Raw genomic sequence first — 22,800 nt, forward strand, 5'->3', positions numbered from 1 at the left:
GTTAGTGCGGGGCACAATGCCAAAGCCGGGCCGCCCCCGCCAGCCCCGCCGTGCGCTTTCGCACTGATGCCCTAAGAGCCCTGCCCCTGGATCAGAGCTTGAGCGGGCCGACCATCTGCTCGGGTTTCACTTCGGCGTCGAATTCCTCGCCGGTGAGGAGGCCCAGTTCGATGGCGCTCTCGCGCAGCGTCGAGCGCTTCTTGTGCGCATGCTTAGCGATCTTGGCCGCATTGTCATAGCCGATCTTGCGGTTCAGCGCCGTCACCAGCATCAGCGACTGATCGACCAGTTGCTTGATCCGGTCACGGTCCGGCTCGATCCCCACGGCGCAGTGATCGTTGAAGCTCTTGGCCGCATCGGCGAGCAGCCGTACCGACTGCAGGAAGTTGTAGGCGATTACCGGCTTGAACACGTTGAGCTCGAAATTGCCCTGGCTCGCCGCAATGCCGATCGCCGCATCGTTGCCCATCACCTGCACCGCAACCATGGTGGTCGCCTCGGCCTGCGTCGGGTTGACCTTGCCCGGCATGATCGACGACCCCGGCTCGTTTTCCGGAATGGTGATCTCGCCCAGGCCCGAGCGCGGGCCGGAGGCCAGCCAGCGCACGTCGTTGGCGATCTTCATCAGCGCCGCCGCCAGCTGCTTCAGCGCCCCGGACGACCCGACAAATGCATCGTGCCCGGCCATCACCGCGAACTTGTTAGGCGCGGTGACGAATGGCTGCCCGGTGAGCGTCGCAATCTCCGCCGCGACCGTCTCGCCGTATTTCGGATGCGCATTGAGCCCGGTGCCGACCGCGGTGCCGCCCAGCGCCAGCTCATAGAGCTGCGGCAGCGTGGCGCGGATCGCCTTCAGCGCCAGGTCGAGCTGCGCCACCCAGCCGGAAATCTCCTGCCCGAGCGTCAGCGGCGTCGCATCCTGCAGGTGCGTGCGGCCGATCTTCACCACGCCCATGAACTCGGTCGCTTTGGCGTCGAGCGTATTCCTGAGCAGCATGACCCGGTCGACCAGGTAGTTCTCGATCGCCTCGACCGCCGCGATATGCATCGCCGTCGGATAGGTATCGTTCGACGACTGGCTCATGTTGACGTGGTCGTTCGGGTGCACCGGCTTCTTCGAGCCCATGACGCCGCCGGACATCTCGATGGCGCGGTTCGAGATCACCTCGTTGACGTTCATGTTCGACTGGGTGCCCGAGCCGGTCTGCCACACCACCAGCGGGAAGTGCTCGGCGAGCTTGCCGGCGATCACCTCGTCGGCCGCCGCGACCACCAGGTCGCGCGTCGCCTGGTCCATCAGCCCCAGCTTGTGGTTGGCGAGCGCCGCTGCCTTCTTGAGGATGCCGAAGGCCCGGATGATCTCGGTCGGCATCTTCTCGCCGCCGATGTCGAAATTGGCCAGCGAGCGGGCGGTCTGCGCCCCGTAGTACTTTTCCGACGGCACGTTGATCGTGCCCATGGAATCCGATTCGACGCGCGTGCCCATAGCCGGAAAAACCTCTGGAACAAATGGAAACGGCCGGCTCCCTGATCTGGGAGCCGGCCGCGAAATATCTATCGTTTGGTGCGCAAGGGAGCGCCGGCCCGAAGGCTTACGAGCTCTTGGGCTGCAGAATCTGCCGGCCGCGATACATGCCGGTCTTCAGATCGACGTGGTGCGGACGACGCAGCTCACCCGAGTCCTTGTCTTCGACATAGGCCGGGGTGGCCAGCGCATCGGCGGAGCGGCGGAACCCGCGCTTCATCGGCGAGGTCTTGCGCTTTGGCACTGCCATGGTTGTTACTCCTGGATCAATAGCGTTTCGCCGAAGGCGTTCCGGCGTCTAACAGACAGGGTCTGTCGGGAATTGGGGGCGTCTATAGAGCACAATCGCACGGATGGGAAGGGGCGAAATTGGCTCATCTCAGGGTTTGCGGCGCAGTTCCTGCACCAGTGCAAATCCGCTACAAGCGCTCGACCCTCCCGGACGCTCCAACGTGACCTACAGCTTTCCCGACGAACTCGCCAGCACTGCCAGCGATATCGAGCAGGCGCTCGACGCTCTGCTCACTGCCCCTGCCCTTTCTGGCCCCGGTATCCCGGCCGACCGCCTGATCGCGGCGATGCGCCACGGCAGTCTCAACGGCGGCAAACGCCTCCGTCCCCTGCTGGTTCGCCAGGCCGCCGGCGTCTTCGGCACCGCGCCTGCCACGACCATCCCTGCCGGCCTCGCCGTCGAGATGATCCACTGCTACTCACTGGTGCATGACGACCTGCCCGCCATGGACGACGACGATCTGCGCCGCGGCCAGCCCACTGTCCACAAAGCCTATGACGATGCCACCGCCATCCTCGCCGGCGATGCGCTGTTGACCCACGCCTTCGCCCTGCTCGCCGATGAGGCCACCCATCCCGATCCCGCCATTCGTGTTCGTCTCGTCACCGAGCTCGCGACCTGCGCCGGAGCCGGCGGCATGGTCGGCGGCCAGATGCGCGACATCGAGGGCGAGACGAGTTTCCTCACCGAGCGCGCCATCGCCCAGATGCAGGCGATGAAGACCGGCGCCCTGATCCGTGCCGCCGTGCGCCTCGGGGCCATCCTCGGTGGCGCCTCGAACGCCGACCTCACCCACCTCACCAGCTACGCCGAAGCTGCCGGCCGCGCCTTCCAGCTCGCCGACGACATCCTCGACGTCACCGCCTCCGCCGAAGCGCTGGGCAAGGCCACCGGCAAGGACGCCGAAAAGGGCAAGCAGACCATCGTCGCCCGCATCGGCGTCGAAGCCGCCCAGCGGCAGCTCGGCGAGGTCATCCACGACGCGCTCACCGCACTGCTCCCTTTCGACCAGAGAGCGGATGGGCTGAGGGCGACAGCGCGGTTCTTCGCCGAACGCGAGAGCTAGCGGCTGATCACTGTTAGCGCTGGTGGCTGTGGACCCCCACCCTTGATCCCTCCCCGCAAGGGGGAGGGAGACGCTGACTGCGATATCAGTGTGCTCCCTCCCCCTTGCAAGGGGAGGGGACAGGGGTGGGGGTCAGCCCGCACCGGCGCCAGAGAGGTCTTGGACACAGGACTCCAAAGGCGAGCCGCCGCCCGCTGCCCTACTGCTGCCTGAGATTGCCCGTCAGCCACAGCACGATGAGCAGCAGCGCCAGCACGCCGAGCCACAGCCAGCGCCGCCGCGCCGCTTCGCCGGTGAACAGCCAGTCGCGCAGGCGGCTCATTCGGCTGCGGTCTTTTCGGCCGTGCCGAAGCGCTTCTCGATATAGTCGGCGACCATCACCTTGAACTGCTCGGCGACGTCGGCGCCGCGCAGCGTGGCGACCTTCTGGCCATCCACGAACACCGGCGCGGCCGGGGTTTCGCCGGTGCCGGGGAGCGAGATGCCGATATTGGCGTGCTTGCTCTCCCCCGGGCCGTTGACAATGCAGCCCATCACCGCCACCGACAGGCTTTCGACGCCCGGATAGCGTTCCTTCCATTCCGGCATCGACGCACTCAGGTGGTCCTGGATTTCCTTGGCCAGCACCTGGAAAGTCTGCGACGTGGTGCGCCCGCAGCCCGGGCAGGCCGCGACCACCGGCAGGAACTGCCGGAAGCCCATGGTCTGCAGCAGCTCCTGCGCCACCCGCACTTCCTGCGTGCGGTCGCCGCCCGGCTCGGGCGTCAGCGACACGCGGATGGTGTCGCCGATCCCCTGCTGCAGCAGGATCCCCATGGCTGCCGACGAGGCGACGATGCCCTTCGAGCCCATGCCCGCCTCGGTCAGCCCCAGGTGCAGCGCATAATCGCAGCGCGCCCCAAGGTCCTGGTAGACCGCGATCAGGTGCTGGACGTCCGACACCTTGGTCGAGAGGATGATGTGATCCCGGGCGAGCCCGAGTTCTTCGGCCCGTTGCGCCGAGAGCAGCGCCGACTGGATAATCGCCTCGCGCTGCACCGCAGCCGCCGAAACCGGCGTCGTCGAGGCCGAGTTCTCGTCCATCAGCCGGGTCAGCAGCTCTTCATCGAGCGAGCCCCAGTTGACCCCGATGCGCACTGGCTTGTCGTACCGCATCGCCAGTTCGATCAGCGTCGCGAACTGTGTGTCGCGCTTCGCCTTGAAGCCGACATTGCCCGGGTTGATCCGGTATTTGGCCAGTGCTTCCGCCGCTGCCGGATGGTCGGTCAGGAGCTTGTGGCCGATATAGTGGAAGTCGCCGACGATCGGCACAGTGATGCCGCGCGCTGCCAGCCGGTCGCGGATATGCGGCACGGCGGCCGCTGCCTCGTCGCGATCGACGGTGATGCGGACGATCTCCGAGCCGGCGCGCCACAGCTGCGCCACCTGGCGCACTGTCGCCTCGATATCGGCGGTATCGGTATTGGTCATCGACTGCACGACGATCGGCGCGCCGCCGCCCACCATCACGCCACCGACATTGACGCCGACCGAGTGCCGGCGGGGAGAAATGCTCATCGAAAACCCCTGGAGCGCTTCAGCAGGAGCAGGAGACTCTTCCAGCTCGAAAGCGCGACAATCGTGGACTTGTCGCCTCAGCAAATAGGCCTTTGAGGTTGAGGGCGCAATGTTACGATTGCGTGACCGATTGAAGCGAGCCGCCCATGACCTTCCAAGCCTATCTCGACAATATCGAGAAGCAGACCGGCGTCACGCCGGACCAGTGGATCAGCCTCGCCACCGCGAAAGGCTTTATCAAAGCCGGCACCAAGGCCACACAAATCACCGATTGGCTGAAGGCCGACTACCAGCTCGGCCACGGCCACGCCATGGCGATCGTCAAGCTGTTGAAGGATCGCGCCGGACTGAAGTAGCACCGCTTCAGTCGACGGCTATCGCCTCGATCTCGACCAGCAGTGGTGGCGCAGCCAGCGCCTTCACCACCAGCAGCGTCGTCGCCGGTGGCGGTGACGGCAAGCCACCGCCGGCCGCCTGCATGAAACCGGGGATCAGGCTGTCGTCGGTGAGGTAGATCGTTACTTTGGCGAGGTTGGCCGGGGTCATTCCCGCTTCCGCCAGCACGGCATTGAGGTTGGCGACGGCGATCTGCGCCTGCTCGCCGATATCGGCGCCCATCCGACCGGCTGCATCGACGCCGACCTGCCCCGAAATGTAGAGCGTTCGCGTGACGTTGGTGGCGAGGGCGCCGTGGCTGTACGGAGCCTCCGGGGCATTGCCGCCGGGGTTGAGCATGGTCAGCATCGTGGATCCTCTCACTGCTTCTTGTTGTGTTGGGCACGGCTGGCATGCAGCCGCTCGAACGTGGCGCTGACCGCCCCACGCATCGCTTCGAGGCTGGTGCCACTGCGCGAAAGCGTCAGCACGCCGTGGTAGAGCAGCACCAGTTGCATGGCCTCGCTTTCGGCGCCGACCGAGCCGATCTCGCGGGCCAGCACGCTCGCAATCCCCTCGCGCACCAGCGTCAGCGTTTCGGCAATGCCATCCGACGCAATGCCCGGTGCAGTGCCGAACTCGATGATCGAATTGTTGACGAGGCAGCCGTAGCCATCCGACAGCGGCGGTTCCAGTACCGAGAGATACAGCTGCTCCAGCTGTTCGAGCCCCGCATCCGCCCCGGCGAACGCGGCGACCCGTTGGCGCACGAAGCCATGCACATAGTGCTCAAGCGCCGCCCGGAACAACCCGGCCTTGTCCCCGAACGCATTGTAGATGCTGCCCGACACGAGCCCGGTTGCCCGCTCCAGCTCGGCGATCGAGGCATCGCGATAGCCATGCTGCCGGAAGGCATTGCCGGCCGCTGCAAGGACGGCGTCGCGATCGAAGCTGCGTGTTCTAGCCATAGCGGAATTATAGAACATACATTTTAGAATGCAAATTCTAAAATGTACACCGAGGCTGCGACCGTCTGCAGCACCCCTTGAAGCCGTCATCGGCCGAGACCATTTCTACGGCATGAACAGGTTCTCGCTCCTCGCCCGCTTCCTCACCTTCCGCAAGGAACTCATCACGCTCTGGCAGGCCTTCGTCTCTTCGGAGACGCCGGTGCACCTGAAGGCGCTGATGTTGCTGGTGCCGGCCTACCTGTTGAGCCCGATCGACCTGATCCCCGACATGATCCCGCTGCTCGGCTGGGTCGACGATTTCATCGTCGTGCCGCTGCTGGTCAGCCTGATCGTGAAGCTGCTGCCGCAGAAGGCGCCGGTCTACCGGCGTACGGCCGACGGCGCCAAGGAGATCGACGGCACCTATCGCCGGCGCTGAACATGGCGCTCAGCTCAGAACAGTATGGCCGCGACAAACCCCAGTCGCTGAGACACTGGCTGGCGAGCTTCCTCGACGGGCTGCTGGATCGGTTGCCAGTCCTCTAGGCTGCGCATGGGGCGATGGACGGCAAGCGCTATTCTGTGCTCACCACTGCCGAAAACTGACAGTTACCCGGTCCAGGGTCTCCGCGATGACGGAGACCGACCATGACCAAGTACTGGATCGCAGTGGCCTCAGCCGAACACGCCCGTCGCGGGCGCGCCGGCTTCATGCAGGTGAACCACGGCAAGAAAGCCCCGCTGCAGCGCATCCGCGCCGGCGATGGGGTCACCTACTACTCGCCGGCCGAGACCATCGGCGGCAAGGACCGGCTGCAAAGCTTCACCACCATCGGCCGGGTGCGCGACGAAGCGCTCTACCAGGGCGTGATGGGCGGCGACTTCACACCCTGGCGACGCAATGTCGATTACGTCGAGGCAGCCGAAGCCCCGATCGCGCCACTGCTCGAGCGGCTCGAGTTCACCCGCGGCAAGGCCAACTGGGGTTACCAGATGCGCTTCGGCCTGTTCGAGATCAGTGAGAGCGACTTCCGCACCATCGCCACGGCGATGGGTGCGGAAGTCTGAGGCTTATTCGAACCGGACCAGGAGGTCCTTGGCGTCGATCTGGTCGCCTGGCTTCACCGTGACCTCGGCGACAATGCCGTCGGCTTCGGCGTGGATGGCGGTTTCCATCTTCATCGCTTCGATCGACAGCAGCACGTCGCCGGCCACCACCTTGTCGCCGACCTTGATGCCCAGCGACGAGATCACGCCCGGCATCGGCGCGCCGATCTGCTTGGCATCGCCCAGGGCCGCCTTGGCCCGGACCTTCACCTCGCCGACCTTCAGCCGGTCCGGCACGGTGATGGTGCGCGGCTGGCCGTTGAGATCGAAGAAGACGCGCACTTCGCCCTTTTCGTTGGTCTCGGTACGGCCCTGGTAGGTCAGCACCAGGGTCTTGCCCTTCTCGAGGTCGAGGAACACTTCCTCGCCCTCCTTGAGACCATAGAAATAGATCGGCGTCGGCAACACCTCGGTGGGGCCGTACTTGTCCTGCGTCTTGACGAAGTCCGCGTACACCTTGGGATACATCAGGTACGAGGCGAGCCGCTTGCCATCGACCTCACCGCCGATGTCCTTGACTACCTTCTTGCGCTCGGCCTCGAGATCGACGTCTTTGAGGTATGAGCCCGGCCGCTCGGTCAGCGGCTTCTTGCCCTTCAGCACCTTCTTCTGCAGGGCGGCGGGGAAGCCACCCGGCGGCTGGCCCAGGTCGCCGGCAAAGAACCCGACCACCGAATCCGGGAAGGCGATATCGCGCTGCGGGTCCTCGACATCGGCGCGGGTCAGCCCGGCCGACACCATGGCCAGCGCCATGTCGCCCACCACCTTGCTCGACGGCGTCACCTTCACGATGTCGCCGAACATCTGGTTCACGTCGGCATAGGTCTGCGCCACCTGGTGCCAACGGCTTTCCAGACCAAGGGAACGGGCCTGCTCCTTAAGGTTGGTGAACTGCCCGCCCGGCATTTCATGCAGGTACACTTCCGAGGCGCCGCCCTTCAGGTCGCTCTCGAAGGCGCGATACTGGTTACGCACCGCTTCCCAGTAGAACGAGATCTCGCGGATCACCTTCTGGTCGAGCCCGGGGGCACGGGGCCCATCCTTCAGCGCCGCGACGAGCGAGCCGAGCGTCGGCTGCGACGTCGTGCCCGACAGCGCGTCCATTGCCGCATCGACCGCATCGACGCCGGCATCTACCGCCGCCATGATCGTCGCGGAAGCCGCGCCCGAGGTGTCGTGCGTGTGCAGATGGATCGGCAGGCCGATTTCCTGCTTCAGTGTCTCGATCAGTTTCTTGGCCGCGGCGGGCTTCAGCAGCCCCGCCATATCCTTGAGCCCCAGCACATGCGCGCCGGCGGCTTCGAGCTCCTTGGCCAGCCCCACATAATATTTGAGGTCGTACTTGGCCCGATCGGGGTCGAGCAGGTCACCGGTATAGCAGATGGCGCCTTCGGCCACCTTGTCGGCCTCGATCACCGCGTCGATCGAGACGCGCATGTTCTCCACCCAGTTCAGGCAGTCGAACACGCGGAACACGTCGACCCCGCCCTTCGCCGCCTGCGAGACGAAGAACTTCACCACGTTATCGGGGTAGTTGGTGTAGCCGACGCCGTTCGAACCGCGCAGCAGCATCTGCGTCAGGATATTGGGTGCGCCCTCGCGCACTGCCGCAAGCCGCTCCCAAGGGTCTTCGTTGAGGAAGCGCATCGACACATCGAAGGTCGCGCCACCCCAGCATTCGAGCGAGAACAGGTTCGGCAGCCCGCGGCTATAGGCGCGGGCGATACGCGTGATGTCGAACGAGCGCATGCGGGTGGCGAGCAGCGACTGGTGCGCATCGCGCATCGTCGTGTCGGTGAACAGCACCTGTTCCTGCGCCTTCATCCAGCGCGCCAGGCCCTTGGGTCCGTCACGGTCGAGAATCTGCTTTGATCCCTCGACGACGATCAGCGGCTCGTATTCGGGCACCACCGGCGCCGCGGCGTCGGCCGGCGGCCGCGGCCGGTCGCGCACTTCCGGGTGGCCGTTGACGGTGACGTCGGCGATATAGGTGAGGAGCTTGGTCGCCCGGTCCTGCCGCTGCTTGAAATCGAACAGCGCCGGCGTCGTGTCGATGAACCGCGTGGTGTAGCGGTTCTCGATGAAATCCGGGTGGGTGATGATGTTCTCGAGGAACGCCAGGTTGGTCGCGACGCCGCGGATGCGGAACTCGCGCAGCGCCCGGTGCATGCGGGCGATCGCCTCGTCAGCGGTCGGCGCCCAGCAGGTGATCTTTTCTAAGAGCGGATCGTAGAACCGGGTGACCACCGCACCGGCATAGGCGGTGCCGCCGTCGAGGCGCACGCCGAACCCGGTCGCCTCGCGATAGGCGGTGATGCGGCCATAGTCCGGAATGAAGTTGTGCTCCGGATCCTCGGTGGTGACGCGGCACTGGATGGCATTGCCATTGAGCCGGATGTCTTCCTGCTTCGGCACGCCGGATTCGGGCGTGCCGATCACCGCGCCCTCGAGCAGCCGGATCTGCGCCTTCACGATATCGATGCCGGTGACCACTTCGGTCACCGTGTGCTCGACCTGGATGCGCGGGTTCACTTCGATGAAGTAGAATTTGTCGGTATCGGCATCGAGCAGGAACTCGACCGTGCCGGCGCCCCGGTAGTTCGCCGCCTGGCCCAACCGGATCGCCGCGCCGGTGAGGTCGTCGCGCACCTGTTGGCTGAGATACGGCGCCGGCGCGCGCTCCACCACCTTCTGGTTGCGCCGCTGCACCGAGCAATCGCGCTCGAACAGGTGCACGAGGTTCCCGTGGTCGTCGCCGATCAGCTGCACCTCGACGTGGCGGGCCCGCTCGATCAGCTTTTCGAGATACATCTCGTCCTTGCCGAACGCCGCCTTGGCTTCGCGCTTGCCCTCGGAGACTTCGTGGACCAGCGTCGACTCGTCCATGATCCGGCGCATGCCGCGACCGCCGCCGCCCCAGCTCGCTTTCAGCATCAGCGGATAGCCGATCGCGGCGGCCATGCGCTTCACTTCATTCATGTCGTCGGGGAGCGCCTCGGTCGCCGGCACCACCGGCACCTCGGAGGCGATCGCCATGTTGCGCGCCGCCACCTTGTTGCCGAGGTCGCGCATCGTCTGGGCCCGCGGCCCGATGAAGATGATCCCTGCATCCTCGCAGGCGTCGGCGAACTCGGGGCTCTCCGAGAGCAGGCCATAGCCCGGGTGGATCGCGTCGGCGCCCGAGATGCGGGCGATGCGGATATATTCGTCGATCTGCAGATAGGCTTCGACCGGGCCCTTGCCCTTTCCGATCAGGTACGCTTCGTCGGCCTTGAACCGGTGCAGCGCCAGCTTGTCCTCTTCGGCATAGCAGGCGACCGTCTTGATGTTCAGTTCGTTGGCCGCGCGAAACACCCGGATGGCGATTTCGCTGCGGTTGGCGACAAGGATTTTCTTGATCGGCATTGATTTAACCCGAGCAGGAGGGGGCGAGGCACGCGAGTGCCGGCAAGGGAGACGAGGGCCGCGGCCCGAGGGGCCGCTGCCCCTATTTCTGGCTCAGATGTCCCGCGAGGTGGGACATGTCGTAACCCGCATTCGCTGCCGCCGAGATGATCTCGGAGGCCGGCGCCTTGCCGGCCTGGCTCAACGCCCACAGGGTTGTCGAGCGGGTGCCGGAACGGCAGTAGCAGAACACGGGGCCGGTGCTCCCCTCGAGCACCTGTTTGGTCTCCTCGACCATCTGGGCGCTGATGCCCTCGCGGCCGAGCGGAATGTAGTGATAGGCGAGGCCGGCGTCGTGCGCCGCTTGCTCGATCGTCGCGCCGGAAGGCTGGTCCGGGGATTCCCCGTCCGGCCGGTTATTGATGATAGCGACGAAACCCTGGGCCTTGATGGCGGCCACATCCTCGGGGCTGATCTGCGGGGACACGCTCACGTGGTCGTTGATCCGCTTCACGTCCAAATCACATACTCCGATAGATATGCCTGGGTCTTCCCGGAAGCCTTTATAGACATCGGCCTCGTCGGGAGGCAAGGCGCGCCAGCGCCAGCCCTAAGTCTCACGACTTTGGATTAGGTCTCATGCAACGGCTTCCGCATATAGACCGCCTTGCCGTTGAGGAAATCCTCGATCCGGTCCACGACGAAACCGATCCGCGTGTACAGCGCGATATTGCTCTCGAACGCTCCGTTGGTGACGAGCCGCAGTTCGGGATGACCGGCCGCGATCGCTCGCTGCTCGGTAGAGGCCAGCAGCATGCGCCCGATGCCACGGCCCTGCGCCGCCGGCGCCACCGCGACATTGTCGATCCACAGGTGGTCGGGGTGCGGCACCGTTTCGATCAGCCCGAGAATGGTCTCTCCCTCGACCGCCAGGTCGAACCGGTGCTCGCGCACCGCCTTCTCGTAGTCGACCCGCATCGGCATCGGCTCGCGCCCGATCAGCGGCACCCATTTGGCATAGGCTGCCACCACGATGGCAGCGATGGCCCCCGCCTCATGCGGCTCGGCGATGCGGATCTTGATGGGGTCTCGGGTGATCATGGCCTAGAGCTACGCCCTCAGGCGGCGGAAGCAAAGCGCGACCGCAGCGGTTCCGGCCGGGCCAGCAAATAGCCCTGCAGCGCCGTTACCCCGGCTTGTTGCAGGAACAGCAGCTGCTCGGCGGTCTCCACCCCCTCGGCGATCACCTCAACCTGCATCGACTGCGCGATCTTGGCGATCGAGGTGACGATCAGCCCGTCGATCCGGCTGCCCGGCAGGTTGGCGACGTATGAGCGGTCGATCTTGATGATGTCGAACGGAAAGCCCCTGAGATATTCGAGACTGGCGAAACCGCTGCCGAAATCGTCGATCGCCACCCGTACCCCGAGCGCCCGCAGCGCCTCGATATTGCTCAGTTCCACCGTCCCGGATTTCAGCGGCAGCGACTCGGTGATCTCGATGACGATCTGGCTGCCGCTGATTCCGGCTTCCATCAGGATATCGGCAAAGCGCTCGGCGAAATCGCCGCGCCTGAGCTGCACCACCGAAACATTGATGCCGACATGCGGCGTTCCGAGCGCCACGAGATCGGCCGCGGCGCGCCGCAATACCCAGTCGCCCAGCTTGTCGATCAGGTCGGACTGCTCGGCAATGCCGATGAAATCGCCGGGCGGCACCTGCCCGCGCACCGGATGCTGCCAGCGCACCAGCGCCTCATGGCTGCAAAGCGTCGTGCCGTCGACGGCAAAGATCGGCTGGTAGTGCAGCTCGAGCTCGTTGAGCAGGATCGCCGCGCGCAGGTCGCGCTCGACGAAGCGCTTGTGCCGCTCGTCGGCCATCAGCTCACTCTCGAACGCCACAGTCGCGGCCCGGCCTTCCTTCTTGCCCTTGTAGAGCGCCAGGTCCGCCTTGGAGATCAGCTCATCCAGCTCGGCCGCGTCCTGCGGCCACAGCGCCACCCCGATAGTGGCCGAGAGCCGGATCGGCCGCCCGTCAATGCTGATCGGCTGGCCCAGCGTGGCAAGAATTTGGTCGCCCAGCCGCACCAGCGCCGGCCGGCTGTCCTGGCCGATGAGCGCAATGCCGAACTCGTCGCCACCGAGCCGGCCGATCAGCGCATCCGGCAGCAGGGTCTTCAGCGTCTTCACCAGGTGCACCAGCGCCGCGTCGCCGGCGCCATGGCCGTGCGAGTCGTTGAGCACCTTGAGCTTGTCCATGTCGATCTGCAGGTAGGCGACCGGCCGGTCGTTGCCATAGAGGCTCTGCTTCAGCGCGCTGAAGAAGTACGAGCGCGTGTGCGCCCCGGTCAGCGCGTCGCGATAGGCGAGATCGAGCAGTTGCCGCTGTTCCTCGGCAGCACTCGCCAGCTCCTGCCGCAGCCGCACATAGCCCCAGCGCAGCAGCAGCAGCAGGCTGGCGCCGGCCAGCACGCGCACCACCACCATCTCGATGGCGCGGGGATCGGTGAAATAGCCGATGAGCGCGATCACGCCCGTCACCACGATCAGCGCCGCAACCCCGGCGAACACCAGCCGGTAAGTCCTGATGACATGCTGCAGTGAGGCTTGGCGTTGCAACGAAAGGGCCTCCTGGCTCCGCCGGAGCGCTTTGAGGGAAAGTTGAGAGACTTTTCCCTCGCGAAAGCGCGACAAAACAATCGATGACACGCGGCCTGCCGCGCACAATCGTGCGGCAGCCTCCTCCCAGAAGCTTTCGGAAGGCCTAACGACGAAGAATTATGACAACGAATACAAGCGCCTAGGGCGATAGCGCCGAATGATCGGCCCAGCAGGCTAGCCAGGCTTCATGACAGTGCAGCAACTGTCGCCCTGGTGCCGCAAGCGTGGCTAATGAAGCGTTACTGCGGCGCCGGCTCGGCCGGCGGCTCCAGTGGCGGCAACCCGACCCACGGCCGCCAGATTTCGCTGCGTTCGGCGATAAACCGGTCGGCCACGGTTTCCACCGTCGCTCCTGCCTCGCCCAGTTGCTGCAACATCAGGTTCATTTCGGCGAACGGCATGCGCGCCCGACCGAAATAGGCCGCGACCTGCGGCGCGTCGAGATAGACCCACTCGGCCAGCGCCACCACGACCGGGTCCGGGGCAAAGCCGGTCGGCGTCGGGGAAGCGCAGGTGGTGCGCCCCATGCACAGGAACGCATCTCGGTCATAGGCGGCGAGCGTCACCGGCTTGAAGGCGAACTGCGCCAGCACCGCATTGGGCTGCCAGTAATAGAACAGGATCGGCTCGTTCCGTCCTACCGCCTCGGCGATCAGCGTATCGAGTTCGAACCGGTTGGCCGGCTCGACGATGTCGAACAGCTGGTCGAGCCCATAGGCGCGCAGCATATTGCGGTTCACCACCGCGCAGCCCCAGTCGACCGGACAGGAGATGAACTTGCCGCGCCCATTGCCGTCGCCGAAATCGGCGGCATGCGCCTTGAGCCCCTCGATCGTGGTGACCTCCGGCCACTGGATCGCGGCGTATTCGGGCACGAACCAGCCTTCGAAAGTGATATCGGCATAGGGCGCTCCGGCCTGCCGCACCTTCTGGCCCTTCATCGCGGCATTCCAGATATCGGCGATCCGGCCGATCCACAGCTCCGGCGCCACCGCCGGCTGGCCGGTGGCGCCCATCGACGAGCCCGTGGCGGCCAAGTCGCCTTCCTGTACCGCGACGTTGCAGAAATAGTTGGCAGTGAGGAGCCGCGAATGCACCTCGGCCAATAGTGCCGAGGATGGCCAGGCCATACGCGCGATGGCCAGTTGCTGCGTGCCGCAGGGCGGCGGAGGCGGCGCCTCGCCGATCGCCGGATCGGCCGCCGCGCCCTCTGCCGGAGGATCGAGCGTCTGCACCGATTCCTGTGCGGGAACCGCCTGGGCCAGGACGCCCTGCAGCGACAAGGCCAGTACGAAAATGGAGAGGCAGCGGAACAGCTTTATCATCGGACCGGCGCGAGGAACGGATCAGGGCTCGAACTTATAAAGCGCGATCAGGAAAAGTTGCAGACTTTTCGGTCCGATCTCGCGACGCAGCATGAACCTGGAACCCCTTCAGACAAATGTCCGGCGGGGCTTTTACCACTTGATCAAAAGCGGATGACTCGCCTTCGCAATTTATGCAATATCGCCCGCAGCGGGGCACGGGTTGTGCCCCCGTTGATTGTTGCTTCGGTGGAGACGGCGGTAAACAACGCCGCACGGCGGAGCGACGTTGCAGAGGGACATCATGAACAAATCCAGTATCCTTGGCCTCGCCGTTGCCGCGACCGTGCTCGGTCTCGCAGTTCCGGCGCTCGCCGAAGACGTCAAGATCGGCATTCTCGGCGATCTGACCGGGCCGATCGAAAGCCTGGCGCCGCCGATCGTCGCCGGCGCCCAGTTGGCTTTCGACCAGGTCAACGCCCAGGGCGGCATCCTCGGCGGCGGCAAGATCGTCTCCGTCACCGGTGACTCCGCCTGCGATCCGTCCGTGGCCGGCCCGGCCGCCGACAAGCTCGTCAACACCGATCAGGTGACCGCCATCGTCGGCGCCTTCTGCACCGGCGCCACCATCGGCGCTGCCACTGCTGCCGGCATCCCGGGCGGCGTCGTGCAGATCTCGCCGTCGGCTTCGGCGCCGGCGCTCACCACGCTCGAAGACAATGACCTGGTCTTCCGCACCACTCCGTCGGACGCCTTCCAGGGCGTCAAGCTTGCTGACCTCTTGACCCAGAAGGGCATCAAGGACGTTGCCGTCACCTACGTGAACAACGACTACGGCAAGGGCCTCGCTGACGTGTTCGTCGCCCAGTTCACCGCCAATGGCGGCACTGTGTCGGCCAACATCGCCCATGAAGACGGCAAAGCCGACTATCGCGCCGAGCTCGGCCAGCTGTCCTCGGGCGGCTCGCAGAACCTGGTGATCCTCGCCTATGCTTCGGGCTCGGGCAAGACCGTGCTGCAGCAGGCCATCGAAGGCGGCGAGTTCACCGCATTCGTCGGCGGCGACGGCATGATCGGCGACGACCTGGTGACCGGCCTCGATCCGGCTGCCGTCAACGGCAAGATCATCGCCACCCGCGCTGGCGCCTATACCGGTGCCTCGGCCGACACCTACATCAAGCTGGCGACCGATGCCGGCCAGGACCCGGCGGCGACCTATGCGCCGCAGGCTTATGACGCCGCGTTCCTCCTCGCCCTCGCGATCGAGAAGAACGGTTCGGCCAAGCGCGAAGGCCTCTCGGCCGCTCTGCGTGAAGTCGCTTCGGCTCCGGGCGAGAAGATCCTGCCCGGCGAGTGGGCCAAGGCGCTCGAGCTGATCAAGGCCGGCACCGACATCGACTATGACGGCGCCGGTGGTCCGGCGGACTTCGACAAGGCCGGCGACGTCGACGGCATCATCGTTGAAGTCGGCGTCACCGACGGCAAGTTCGTCGAAGTCGGCCCGGTGAAGTAAGCACCACAGGAGGCCTTTAGCCTTCAGCAATTCTGAGGCCCGGGAGCGATCCCGGGCCTTTTTCTTTTGGCGGCACCTTGCAAACAGACCGACGGTCTCTTAATTGAAGACCATCGTTCTCTTATTGAGGTGCAGCCATGAGCTGGTCGACCAAAGACATTCCGGATCAATCGGGCAAGCTTGCCCTCATCACCGGCGCCACCGGCGGGCTCGGTTATGAAACTGCACTCGCCCTCGCTCGTGCGAACGCGGACGTGGTGCTGACCGGCCGCAATGCCGACAAGGGCGCCGCCGCCCTCGCCCGCATCCGCGCCGAAATCCCGCGCGCCAGAGTGTCGTATGAGAGCCTCGATCTCGCCGCTCTCGCCAATGTCGCCGCCTTCACCGAGCGCTTTGCCGGGACGCACGACCATCTCGACATCCTCGTCAACAATGCCGGCGTCATGGCCCTGCCCACCCGACAGCTCACCGTCGATGGCTTCGAGCAGCAGTTCGGCACCAACTATCTGTCGCACTTCGCCCTCACCGCGCAGTTGCTGCCGCTGCTGGCCCGCGCCAAAGCGCCGGTGACGGTGCAGCTCTCCTCGGGCTACGCGCATTCCGGCCGCATCGATTTCGACGACCTTGAGGGCGAGCGGCTCTACCGGCCGTTCAAGGCCTACGGCCAATCCAAGCTCGCCATGTTGATGTTTGCGCTGGAGCTGCAACGCCAGAGCGACCGCGCCGGCTGGCGGCTCAAGTCCACTGCGGCGCATCCCGGCTATGCCCGCACCGAACTGATCCCCAACGGTCCCGGCATCACTGGGCTATCTGGGCTCGCCGTTCGCATCCTCTCGCCGCTGATGAGCCAGACCCCGGCCGAAGGCGCCTTGCCGCAGCTCTTCGCCGCGACCTCCCCTGCCGCCGTGCCCGGCGGCTACTATAGCCCCAGCCACCGCTTCGAGCTGGTCGGCCCGCCCAAGGACGGCCGCATCCCGGCCCATGCCAAGGACCAGGCAGTCGCGGCGCGGCTCTGGACCGTGTCGGAGCAACTGACCGGCACGCGCTTTCCGGCGCTGGCCGCGCTGCCGGCTTGACAGCGGCATCGACGCGCCGCACCACAGGCACCTGATGACCAGCACGAACTTCCAGCGGGCCCGCAAGCCCGAGGAAATCCAGGCCCGCCGCGACACGCTGCTCGCGGCGGCGGCCGAGCTGTTCGATGCCGAGGGCCCGCTCGGCGCCGGCCTCAACGCCATCGCCGCCCGCGCCGGCTTCACCAAGTCCAATGTCTACCGCTATTTCGAAAGCCGCGAAGAGGTGCTGCTGAGCCTGTTCCTCGCCGAGATGGAACAACTGGTCCCTGCCCTCGCCGCAGCCATCGCCGCCACCCCCGAAGGTGACCTCGACGGGCTGGCGCGTGCCGTGACCGAGCAGTTTGCCTCCCGTCCGCGCTTCGGCCACCTCACTTCGATTCTCTCCAACACCCTCGAGACCAATGTCTCCGAAGACACCATCGTCATGGTGAAGCGCACCATGGGCGGCATGGCCGGCGAGATGGCCGCGGCGCTCCGCACCCGGCTGCCCAAGGCCTCGGCCGAAGATACACTGTGGGCCATCACCATGATCGGCTCGCTGGTGGCCGGCATGTGGCCGGGCGCCCACCCGGCCCCGGTCGCCGAGCGTGTACTGTCGCGCCCGGAATTCGCCCGACACCGCCCCAACATCGAACGCGACCTGCCCCGCGCGGTACGAGCGATCCTTGCCAGTATTGCTTAGCGGGTAGGTTGCTGCCGCCGGTGGCTGTGGCCCCCCACCCTTGATCCCTCCCCGCAAGGGGGAGGGAGACGCAAACTGAGGGGGTTGTGTGAGGGTCTCCCTCCCCCTTGCGGGGAGGGGACAGGGGTGGGGGGGCAGCCCGCACCGGATCCAGCGAGGTTAGCCCCTAAGCCCCCAGCCGCCTCGCCTCGATCCGCTTCTCGCCGACGCTGACCGTCACCTCGAGATGCTCCGCCTGCACCACGTCGAGCACCTGGCTCGGCCGATAGGCGCAGACATTGCTGCCGCCGCGGTGGCGCACGCTGTCATAGAGCACGCCGTCTTCTCCAGCAGCCCGCAGGCCTTCGCCGAACGCCTGCCCCGCCGCATAGCTGTCGGACGCATGCAGCTCCGGTTCGCTCCCGCGGATATCGCGATAGCTGCCCGCGAGCCGCGCCGTATAGCTGCGGAAGGTGCGCTGCAGCGTCTCCGTGCCGCGGGCCAGCGCTTCGCGCCTCAGGTGATGCCCGACCTCGGCGATCGCCGTGACCAGCGCCGCCGCGGCGTACCAGGCGCCGAGCTCCGGCCCGTTGAAGCGCGAACCGCCCGGCGCTGCATGCAGGAACGCCGCCATGACTATGCTGGAATTGGCCCGGCCGAACACCCACTCGTGCTGCGGCAGGCGCGCCAGCCGCTGCCTGACCAGCCGGTCATTGGTCCAGCCGGCGAGCTCCATCACCGCCTCGGCATCGGCAGTGGTGGCGACGGAGTCGAACAGCCCGATCGGTGGAAATCGCGACGGGATCAGCCGATGGCTCGGCTGCGGGGCGGGCGCCTGCATCAGCGGATGACGATGTCGCTGTCTTCGTACGGGGTGAACGCCGCATCCAGCGCATTGGGTGGCATGTAAAGCCCGCCGCGCGCCGCATCGAGGAAGCGCCGCACCGCCATCAGCCCGTCCTGCGTGCCCGAGGTGACCAGCGTCAGCGGCGGTTGTCCGCCGAACAGCGGCGCCAGATGCGGCCCCTTGAGCCAGCGCACCCCTTCAGCCTCGTCAGCAAACAGCACGCCCAGCGCCTGATGGATGCCGAACACCGCCGAGATGCGCAGCAGCGCATCGAGATCGAGCGTGAACGGCTGCAGCTCCCGCGCCAGCTTGGCCCAATGATGGTAGGTCGAGCGCGAGGGATAACCGAGCACCAGCCGCCGCTGCTCCTCATTGAGGCCCCAGAGCTCGGCGATGTTGAGGAACGTCCGGAGCGCCGGCCCGCTCAGCCGGCGCCGGTTGGGCGCCGTGAACCGGCCGAAATCGACGATGTCGTCGCTGCCATTCGCCGGTACGAACGCCGCCCGCGGCTTTTCACGGAACCCGAACTGCATGATACGCTCCTTGTCCGGATCAAGACATAGTCCAAATCCAGACAACTTACAAGCGCACCCTCCGGATCTGGCCCGAGCCTGTCGCTACGCCTCGCGCCGCACCACTTCCGGGATCAAGCCACGCGGCGCGTAGCGGAGCGCGATGGTGATCACCACGCCGAGCACGAACACTCGCATCTGGCTGGCGCGCGACTGGATTTCTGGGATCGCGCCCCAGCCCATATCGGTCGACCAGTTCGAGATGTTGTTGAACAGCCATTGCGACACCGGATCGGAGATCATCCAGGTGATGTAGATCAGCAGCGCGCCGAACACTGCGCCCCAGTTATTGCCCGCCCCGCCGACGATCACCATCACCCAGATCAGGAAGGTGTGGTTGATCGGCTGATAGGCGCCCGGATCGTAGATCTGCTGGAAGCTCACCAGCATGGCGCCGCCGATGCCCATCAGCACCGAACCGAGCACGAAGATCTCGAGCTGCCGCCGGGTGACGTTCTTGCCCATCGAGGCCGCGGCGATGTGGTTGTCGCGGATCGCCCGCATCATCCGGCCCCACGGCCCGCCATAGGCGCGCTGCACCAGGAAGAAGGCGACGGCGAGCACGAGGATCACGAGGCCGAGGAAGCCCAGCCGCGCATAGATGAACGACTCCGAGATCGACACGCCCTGCGCCTGCAGGTCCTGCGGGATCGGCGTCGGCCACGGGATCGGCGACACGGTCAGCGTGCCGCGGGTCAGCCAGTCCATGTTCTTGAGCAGCGCCCGGATGATCTCCGAGATGCCAATGGTGGCGATGGCGAGGTAGTCGGTGCGGAGCCCCAGGCAGATCTTCCCCACCACATAGGCGACACCGGCTGCCAGCACCCCGCCGAACAGCCAGCCGAGCACCGGATGGAGACCGAGCCCACCGACCCAGCCGCCGCCGGCCGTCTCGATATAGGCCGCCGCCGGATCGATCTGGCTGCGATAGACGATGTAGGCGACGATCCAGGCAAGAACGGTGACGACGCTCTTCCACCGCCCCTTGATGCCGATGCGATCGGCGTGCCGCGCCCCCCAGACCAGCAGGAACCCGGCGAGGAACGCCAGCAGCGCCTTGCCCAGCATCAGCGGCCCTTCCGAGCCCCAGAACTGCGCGTTGACCGGATAGGAGATGAAGGTGACGGCCGCGCCGCCCAGCATCAGCATGCCCATGATGCCGAAGTTGAACAGCCCGCCATAGCCCCACTGGATATTGAGGCCGAGCGCGATCAGTGCATAGGCAAAGCTCTGCACCAGGAGCAGCGAGATATTGGCCGCGCCGAGGAACCAGCCGATCACCGTGAACAGCACGAACAGGCCGGCGAACATCACGAGGGAGCGACGCGCGATCATGTCGAGGCTCCCTTGAAGATACCGGTCGGGCGCCACAGCAGCACTACCACGAGGATCACGAAGGCCACCGTCAGCTTGTATTCGGTCGGCACGATTGCCAGCGTCGCCGGCAGCTCGAACGGCAGTGAGCCGGCCACAGGCCTGAGCAGCACCGACCAGTTGAAGATCGCCAGCGTCTCGGCAAAGCCGATCAGGAAACCGCCGGCGATGGCGCCGTAGGATTGCCCCAGCCCACCGACGATTGCCGCCGCGAAGATCGGCAGGACGATGTTGAACGCCAGGTCCGGCTTCAGGTTGACGTCGAGCGCCAGCATGGTGCCGGCCATCGCCGCGAGCGAGCCGGCAATGATCCAGGTTACCCGCACCACCAGCTTGGTGTTGATGCCCGAAACCTGCGCCAGGTCGGCATTGTCAGCCATCGCGCGCATCGCCTTGCCGAGCCGCGAGCGGGTGAGGAAGAAGTGCAGCGCCAGCACCGCCACCGCGGTGCAGAGCACCATCAGCAATTGCGGCTGGGTGAAGTTGATGGTGCGGGTGACGCCCTCGAGCGGCACCGGGATGCGCACCAGCTGCTTCTGCTCGGTCTCGAAGAACGAGTAGGTGCCCGAACCGAAGAACAGCCGGATCATCCCCTGGATGATCAGCGTCACGCCGATCGAGGCGATCAGCATGGTCACCGGTCGTGCCCCGCGTTTGCGCAGCGGCGCGTAGAACCCCTTGTCGAGCCCCAGCGCGATGATCGCGGCGAGGATCATCGCCAGCGGCAGCACCAGAAAGCCGGTCGGCACCACCGGGGTGGTGATGCCCAGCGCCGTTGCCGCCATGGCGAGCAGGAACGCGATGAACGCCCCCATGGTCATCATGTCGCCATGGGCGAAATGCGCGAAGCGCAGGATCCCGAAGATCAGCGTCACGCCGATGGCGCCGACCGCATAGATCGAGCCCAGCACCACGCCGGCGACGACGACGTTGTTGAAAAAGAAGATCAGTTCATTCATTGCCGTCAGCCCCCCAAGAAGCTCTTGGCGACTTCGGGATCGGCGATGAGCTCGGCGCCCGTGCCGGTGAAGCGGTTCTTGCCGGTGGCGAGCACGAACCCGCGCGAGGCAAAGGCCAGCGCCTGCCGCGCGTTCTGTTCGACCATCAGGATGGCGACCCCCGCCTTGTTGACCTTGACGATCTGCTCGAAGATTTCGAGCACGTAACGGGGGCTGAGGCCTGCCGACGGTTCGTCGAGCAAGAGGAGCTTGGGCTGGCTCATCAGCGCCCGGCCCATCGCCACCATCTGGCGCTGTCCGCCAGAAAGCTCACCAGCCGGCTGCCGGCGCTTTTCGCGCAGCACCGGGAACATGTCGTAGACCCATTCCATCGTCGGCTTGAAGTCGTCGGTCCGGGTGAACGCCCCCATCTCGAGGTTCTCTTCAACGCTCATCGAGGTGAAGACGTTCTTTTCCTGCGGCACGAAGCTCAGCCCCTTGGGCACCAGCCGGTCCGGCAGCGAGTTCTGGATCGCTTCGCCATGAAAGCTGATCGAGCCTTCGGTGACTTTTAAGAGCCCGAAGATCGCCTTCAGCGTCGTCGACTTGCCGGCCCCGTTCGGGCCGACGATCACGCCGATATCGGACTGTTCGATCGCGAGGTTAACGCCATTGAGGATCGGCGCGCCGCCGTATCCGCCGACGACGTCCTTGATGTCGAGCAGTGCCATTACGCGGCCTCCACCGGAGAGCCGAAATAGGCCTCGATAATCTCGGGGTTGGCACGGATCTCGCTCATCGGACCCTCGGCGATCTTCTCGCCCTGCGCCATGACGATCACCGGGTCGCACAGCCGCCCGATCAGATCCATGTCGTGCTCGATGACGAAGAAGGTGTAGCCGAGCTCCTGGTTCATCCGCTCGATATTGGCGGCCAGATCCTGCAGCAGCGTGCGGTTGACGCCGGCCGCCACCTCGTCGAGCAGCACCACCTTGGCGTCGACCATCATGGTGCGGCCGAGCTCCAGGAGCTTTTTCTGCCCACCCGAGAGGTTCCCAGCGAGCTCGTGCTTCACATGCCCGAGCTTCAGGAAATCGATGACGTCGAGCGCCTTCTGCCGCACCGAGCGCTCGGCCTGCTTGATGGCGCCGGGCATCAGCCAGGTCTTGACCAGGCTCTCGCCCGGCTGGCCCGAGGGCACCATCATCAGGTTCTCCAGCGCTGTCATGTTGGAGAATTCATGCGCGATCTGGAAGGTGCGCAGCATGCCGCGGTGAAACAGCTGATGCGGTTTCAGCCCGGTAACATCCTGGCCATCAAAGATAATCTGTCCGCTATCGGGCACGATATTGCCCGCGACCAGGTTGAACAGCGTCGATTTACCGGCGCCGTTCGGCCCGATCAGCCCGGTGATCGAGCCGCGCTCGACCCGGAGCGAACAATCGTTGACTGCGCGCAAGCCGCCAAAGCGCTTGCTGACGTTCTTCACGTCGATGACTGCGTCGAAGGACACCCCGCCCCCGTCCTGATGAAATCGTTCTTCTTCGCGGCTTATGCCGGTTTTGCGGTCATCTGCGCATATGCACAAACACCGGTCAA

Annotated in this window: 24 protein-coding genes; 7 read left to right on the plus strand and 17 right to left on the minus strand. The window is 65.6% G+C overall.

Annotated elements, in window-relative coordinates; translation table 11 throughout:
• Nucleotides 1-91: 91 nt before the first annotated feature.
• Nucleotides 92-1,486 (minus strand): class II fumarate hydratase, encoded by a 1,395-nt coding sequence (gene fumC / locus ASC68_RS26265; RefSeq protein WP_055886753.1) that lies wholly within the window; start codon nucleotides 1,484-1,486, stop codon nucleotides 92-94.
• 106 nt (nucleotides 1,487-1,592) lie between these two features.
• Nucleotides 1,593-1,775, minus strand: coding sequence for a 50S ribosomal protein L32 (rpmF, locus tag ASC68_RS26270; RefSeq protein ID WP_055886755.1), 183 nt, complete (start codon nucleotides 1,773-1,775; stop codon nucleotides 1,593-1,595).
• A gap of 202 nt (nucleotides 1,776-1,977) precedes the next feature.
• Here rpmF and ASC68_RS26275 point away from each other — a divergent pair, with 202 nt between their 5' ends.
• The gene (locus ASC68_RS26275) at nucleotides 1,978-2,883 is read left to right on the plus strand and encodes a polyprenyl synthetase family protein (protein ID WP_055886760.1); all 906 of its coding nucleotides are present in this window, start codon (nucleotides 1,978-1,980) and stop codon (nucleotides 2,881-2,883) included.
• 199 nt (nucleotides 2,884-3,082) lie between these two features.
• Here ASC68_RS26275 and ASC68_RS29415 read toward each other — a convergent pair whose 3' ends face one another.
• Both ASC68_RS29415 and ispG read right to left on the minus strand, forming a co-directional pair.
• Entirely contained in the window at nucleotides 3,083-3,205 is a 123-nt protein-coding gene (locus tag ASC68_RS29415; RefSeq protein ID WP_282569976.1) for a hypothetical protein, read from the minus strand.
• Complete coding sequence (gene ispG, locus ASC68_RS26280; protein ID WP_055886763.1) at nucleotides 3,202-4,440, minus strand: flavodoxin-dependent (E)-4-hydroxy-3-methylbut-2-enyl-diphosphate synthase; 1,239 nt, start codon at nucleotides 4,438-4,440, stop codon at nucleotides 3,202-3,204. Before ispG ends, ASC68_RS29415 begins: the two co-directional genes overlap by 4 nt.
• A gap of 146 nt (nucleotides 4,441-4,586) precedes the next feature.
• Between ispG and ASC68_RS26285 the strand changes: the two genes are divergently transcribed.
• Nucleotides 4,587-4,796, plus strand: coding sequence for a DUF4287 domain-containing protein (locus ASC68_RS26285; protein WP_055886766.1), 210 nt, complete (start codon nucleotides 4,587-4,589; stop codon nucleotides 4,794-4,796).
• A gap of 7 nt (nucleotides 4,797-4,803) precedes the next feature.
• Here the strand turns inward: ASC68_RS26285 and ASC68_RS26290 are convergent, their stop codons facing one another.
• Nucleotides 4,804-5,184, minus strand: a complete 381-nt coding sequence (locus ASC68_RS26290) for a RidA family protein (RefSeq protein ID WP_055886769.1) — start codon at nucleotides 5,182-5,184, stop codon at nucleotides 4,804-4,806.
• Nucleotides 5,185-5,195: 11 nt separating this feature from the next.
• Nucleotides 5,196-5,783, minus strand: coding sequence for a TetR/AcrR family transcriptional regulator (locus tag ASC68_RS26295; protein WP_197421419.1), 588 nt, complete (start codon nucleotides 5,781-5,783; stop codon nucleotides 5,196-5,198).
• A 112-nt stretch (nucleotides 5,784-5,895) separates the two neighbouring features.
• Here ASC68_RS26295 and ASC68_RS26300 point away from each other — a divergent pair, with 112 nt between their 5' ends.
• A complete protein-coding gene (locus ASC68_RS26300) occupies nucleotides 5,896-6,204 on the plus strand; it encodes a YkvA family protein (RefSeq protein WP_055886775.1) in 309 nt (102 codons plus the stop codon).
• Between the two features lie 209 nt (nucleotides 6,205-6,413).
• A complete protein-coding gene (locus ASC68_RS26305) occupies nucleotides 6,414-6,833 on the plus strand; it encodes an EVE domain-containing protein (protein WP_055886780.1) in 420 nt (139 codons plus the stop codon).
• A 3-nt stretch (nucleotides 6,834-6,836) separates the two neighbouring features.
• On the opposite strand, the gene pyc is transcribed toward ASC68_RS26305, so the two are convergent.
• The 5 genes from pyc to ASC68_RS26330 form a co-directional block, all read right to left on the minus strand.
• Nucleotides 6,837-10,277, minus strand: coding sequence for a pyruvate carboxylase (gene pyc / locus ASC68_RS26310; RefSeq protein WP_055886784.1), 3,441 nt, complete (start codon nucleotides 10,275-10,277; stop codon nucleotides 6,837-6,839).
• 82 nt (nucleotides 10,278-10,359) lie between these two features.
• Complete coding sequence (locus ASC68_RS26315) at nucleotides 10,360-10,770, minus strand: TIGR01244 family sulfur transferase (RefSeq protein WP_244488567.1); 411 nt, start codon at nucleotides 10,768-10,770, stop codon at nucleotides 10,360-10,362.
• A gap of 116 nt (nucleotides 10,771-10,886) precedes the next feature.
• The gene (locus ASC68_RS26320; protein WP_055886790.1) at nucleotides 10,887-11,357 is read right to left on the minus strand and encodes a GNAT family N-acetyltransferase; all 471 of its coding nucleotides are present in this window, start codon (nucleotides 11,355-11,357) and stop codon (nucleotides 10,887-10,889) included.
• A 17-nt stretch (nucleotides 11,358-11,374) separates the two neighbouring features.
• Nucleotides 11,375-12,874, minus strand: a complete 1,500-nt coding sequence (locus ASC68_RS26325; protein WP_055886795.1) for a GGDEF domain-containing phosphodiesterase — start codon at nucleotides 12,872-12,874, stop codon at nucleotides 11,375-11,377.
• A gap of 281 nt (nucleotides 12,875-13,155) precedes the next feature.
• A complete protein-coding gene (locus tag ASC68_RS26330) occupies nucleotides 13,156-14,241 on the minus strand; it encodes a glycine betaine ABC transporter substrate-binding protein (protein ID WP_055886798.1) in 1,086 nt (361 codons plus the stop codon).
• Nucleotides 14,242-14,524: 283 nt separating this feature from the next.
• Here ASC68_RS26330 and ASC68_RS26335 point away from each other — a divergent pair, with 283 nt between their 5' ends.
• From ASC68_RS26335 to ASC68_RS26345, 3 genes are all read left to right on the plus strand, one after another.
• On the plus strand, nucleotides 14,525-15,733 hold the full coding sequence (locus tag ASC68_RS26335) for an ABC transporter substrate-binding protein (protein ID WP_197421420.1): 1,209 nt from the start codon (nucleotides 14,525-14,527) through the stop codon (nucleotides 15,731-15,733).
• Between the two features lie 137 nt (nucleotides 15,734-15,870).
• Nucleotides 15,871-16,809 (plus strand): SDR family oxidoreductase, encoded by a 939-nt coding sequence (locus ASC68_RS26340; RefSeq protein ID WP_055886804.1) that lies wholly within the window; start codon nucleotides 15,871-15,873, stop codon nucleotides 16,807-16,809.
• Nucleotides 16,810-16,843: 34 nt separating this feature from the next.
• Complete coding sequence (locus ASC68_RS26345) at nucleotides 16,844-17,491, plus strand: TetR family transcriptional regulator (protein WP_055886807.1); 648 nt, start codon at nucleotides 16,844-16,846, stop codon at nucleotides 17,489-17,491.
• A 166-nt stretch (nucleotides 17,492-17,657) separates the two neighbouring features.
• Here the strand turns inward: ASC68_RS26345 and ASC68_RS26350 are convergent, their stop codons facing one another.
• The 6 genes from ASC68_RS26350 to ASC68_RS26375 all read right to left on the minus strand — a co-directional run bounded on the left by ASC68_RS26350 (nucleotide 17,658) and on the right by ASC68_RS26375 (nucleotide 22,714).
• Nucleotides 17,658-18,314: an RES family NAD+ phosphorylase gene (locus ASC68_RS26350; protein WP_055886811.1), complete on the minus strand. Its 657-nt coding sequence runs from the start codon at nucleotides 18,312-18,314 to the stop codon at nucleotides 17,658-17,660.
• The gene (locus tag ASC68_RS26355) at nucleotides 18,311-18,850 is read right to left on the minus strand and encodes an MbcA/ParS/Xre antitoxin family protein (RefSeq protein WP_082528506.1); all 540 of its coding nucleotides are present in this window, start codon (nucleotides 18,848-18,850) and stop codon (nucleotides 18,311-18,313) included. The genes ASC68_RS26350 and ASC68_RS26355 overlap by 4 nt, the downstream gene beginning before the upstream one ends.
• An 84-nt stretch (nucleotides 18,851-18,934) precedes the next feature.
• A complete protein-coding gene (locus tag ASC68_RS26360) occupies nucleotides 18,935-20,224 on the minus strand; it encodes a branched-chain amino acid ABC transporter permease (protein WP_055886814.1) in 1,290 nt (429 codons plus the stop codon).
• A complete protein-coding gene (locus ASC68_RS26365; protein ID WP_055886816.1) occupies nucleotides 20,221-21,222 on the minus strand; it encodes a branched-chain amino acid ABC transporter permease in 1,002 nt (333 codons plus the stop codon). The genes ASC68_RS26360 and ASC68_RS26365 overlap by 4 nt, the downstream gene beginning before the upstream one ends.
• Before the next feature lie 5 nt (nucleotides 21,223-21,227).
• Nucleotides 21,228-21,932: an ABC transporter ATP-binding protein gene (locus ASC68_RS26370; protein WP_055886819.1), complete on the minus strand. Its 705-nt coding sequence runs from the start codon at nucleotides 21,930-21,932 to the stop codon at nucleotides 21,228-21,230.
• Entirely contained in the window at nucleotides 21,932-22,714 is a 783-nt protein-coding gene (locus ASC68_RS26375) for an ABC transporter ATP-binding protein (protein WP_055886822.1), read from the minus strand. The genes ASC68_RS26370 and ASC68_RS26375 overlap by 1 nt, the downstream gene beginning before the upstream one ends.
• Nucleotides 22,715-22,800: the final 86 nt, after the last annotated feature.

Source organism: Devosia sp. Root105, assembly GCF_001424865.1.
In the GTDB taxonomy this organism is placed as follows: Bacteria; Pseudomonadota; Alphaproteobacteria; order Rhizobiales; family Devosiaceae; genus Devosia_A.

Excerpts from the sequence above, each read along its gene's own strand:
- pyc (WP_055886784.1), bottom strand. The coding sequence starts at position 10,277 with ATGCCGATCAAGAAAATCCTTGTCGCCAACCGCAGCGAAATCGCCATC.
- ASC68_RS26300 (WP_055886775.1), top strand. The coding sequence starts at position 5,896 with ATGAACAGGTTCTCGCTCCTCGCCCGCTTCCTCACCTTCCGCAAGGAA.
- ASC68_RS26355 (WP_082528506.1), bottom strand. The coding sequence starts at position 18,850 with ATGCAGTTCGGGTTCCGTGAAAAGCCGCGGGCGGCGTTCGTACCGGCG.
- ASC68_RS26290 (WP_055886769.1), bottom strand. The coding sequence starts at position 5,184 with ATGCTGACCATGCTCAACCCCGGCGGCAATGCCCCGGAGGCTCCGTAC.
- ASC68_RS26320 (WP_055886790.1), bottom strand. The coding sequence starts at position 11,357 with ATGATCACCCGAGACCCCATCAAGATCCGCATCGCCGAGCCGCATGAG.
- ASC68_RS26305 (WP_055886780.1), top strand. The coding sequence starts at position 6,414 with ATGACCAAGTACTGGATCGCAGTGGCCTCAGCCGAACACGCCCGTCGC.
- ASC68_RS26360 (WP_055886814.1), bottom strand. The coding sequence starts at position 20,224 with ATGATCGCGCGTCGCTCCCTCGTGATGTTCGCCGGCCTGTTCGTGCTG.
- ASC68_RS26340 (WP_055886804.1), top strand. The coding sequence starts at position 15,871 with ATGAGCTGGTCGACCAAAGACATTCCGGATCAATCGGGCAAGCTTGCC.
- rpmF (WP_055886755.1), bottom strand. The coding sequence starts at position 1,775 with ATGGCAGTGCCAAAGCGCAAGACCTCGCCGATGAAGCGCGGGTTCCGC.
- ASC68_RS26330 (WP_055886798.1), bottom strand. The coding sequence starts at position 14,241 with ATGATAAAGCTGTTCCGCTGCCTCTCCATTTTCGTACTGGCCTTGTCG.
- ASC68_RS26365 (WP_055886816.1), bottom strand. The coding sequence starts at position 21,222 with ATGAATGAACTGATCTTCTTTTTCAACAACGTCGTCGTCGCCGGCGTG.
- ASC68_RS26285 (WP_055886766.1), top strand. The coding sequence starts at position 4,587 with ATGACCTTCCAAGCCTATCTCGACAATATCGAGAAGCAGACCGGCGTC.
- ispG (WP_055886763.1), bottom strand. The coding sequence starts at position 4,440 with ATGAGCATTTCTCCCCGCCGGCACTCGGTCGGCGTCAATGTCGGTGGC.
- ASC68_RS26335 (WP_197421420.1), top strand. The coding sequence starts at position 14,525 with ATGAACAAATCCAGTATCCTTGGCCTCGCCGTTGCCGCGACCGTGCTC.
- ASC68_RS29415 (WP_282569976.1), bottom strand. The coding sequence starts at position 3,205 with ATGAGCCGCCTGCGCGACTGGCTGTTCACCGGCGAAGCGGCGCGGCGG.
- fumC (WP_055886753.1), bottom strand. The coding sequence starts at position 1,486 with ATGGGCACGCGCGTCGAATCGGATTCCATGGGCACGATCAACGTGCCG.
- ASC68_RS26370 (WP_055886819.1), bottom strand. The coding sequence starts at position 21,932 with ATGGCACTGCTCGACATCAAGGACGTCGTCGGCGGATACGGCGGCGCG.
- ASC68_RS26295 (WP_197421419.1), bottom strand. The coding sequence starts at position 5,783 with ATGGCTAGAACACGCAGCTTCGATCGCGACGCCGTCCTTGCAGCGGCC.
- ASC68_RS26345 (WP_055886807.1), top strand. The coding sequence starts at position 16,844 with ATGACCAGCACGAACTTCCAGCGGGCCCGCAAGCCCGAGGAAATCCAG.